The organism is Apilactobacillus sp. EABW-1NA, from assembly GCF_030398685.1.
GTDB lineage: Bacteria > Bacillota > Bacilli > Lactobacillales > Lactobacillaceae > Apilactobacillus > Apilactobacillus waqarii.
On record NZ_JAPDKO010000064.1, the window covers coordinates 1 to 496 of the forward strand.

At 32.1% G+C, this 496-nt stretch carries 1 protein-coding gene; it reads right to left on the reverse strand.

Going from position 1 to position 496, the window contains the following annotated elements; genetic code table 11:
• Nucleotides 1-23: 23 nt before the first annotated feature.
• Entirely contained in the window at nt 24-482 is a 459-nt protein-coding gene (locus OEZ61_RS08100; RefSeq protein ID WP_290047392.1) for a DDE-type integrase/transposase/recombinase, read from the reverse strand.
• Between the last annotated feature and the right edge of the window lie 14 nt (nt 483-496).

The window sequence follows — 496 nt, forward strand, 5'->3', positions numbered from 1 at the left end:
AACAAATAAATAAAAGCAGCTTTCTAACTATTTAATTGGGCAACTGATTTTCTGTATTCTACAGGTGATTGGTTGCCTAATTTTGTTAGTATTCGTTTATTATTCCAAAATTTGATATAATTATTTATACACTTGATTGTATCAGCCAAACCTTTAGGTTTAGCTTGTGTGTATATCATTTCAGTCTTTAGGTTGGCGTGAAATGATTCGATGATGGCGTTATCAGCTGGCGTGCCTTTACGGGACATGCTTCTGATGGCGCCTTTTTTACGTGCTAATTCATAAAATTCACGTGAAGTATAAGTGGAACCTTGATCACTATGAATAATAGCTCCATTTAAATAGCCTAATTGATTTAATGTATCTAATGCCAATTGGGTATTTGGATGATTAGAAATTTTATGAGCAATGATTTCCGAATTAAAACTATCCATTATTGTAGAAAGGTATAACATCTTATTTCCGCAAGGAATATAAGTGATATCAGTAGTTAATT